The organism is Gilvimarinus sp. 1_MG-2023 (genome assembly GCF_030548285.1).
In genome coordinates, this window is sequence record NZ_JAUOSC010000902.1 from 1 (window position 1) to 279 (window position 279).

Below are 279 nucleotides of genomic sequence, written 5' to 3' on the forward strand. Positions count from 1 at the left end.
GTCCTTGAATGTTGTCTGAAGAGTACATTCCTGGTTTGATTCCTGCTGCTGCTAACCAATATCTAATTTCGTAGTTGTGGGTAGATACTGGAAATACCATTCCCATTTTAAATGGTTTTCCTTCGTTCTTGTATTGTGTAATTACTGGTTTTAATGCGTTTGCGCTAATTGGGTGAATTGGTTTGCCATTTTCGTCTTTTTTAACATGCGGTTTCATTCCTTCCCAAACTTTATTGGAAACAGTAATTCCATTTCCGTTTAAATCCATAGAAAAAGGAG

1 protein-coding gene is annotated in these 279 nt (G+C 36.6%); it reads right to left on the reverse strand.

Annotated elements, in window-relative coordinates; genetic code table 11:
- Window positions 1-279, reverse strand: a 279-nt coding sequence (locus Q4563_RS19480; protein ID WP_303605693.1) for an ABC transporter substrate-binding protein, incomplete at both ends; no start/stop codon positions are given.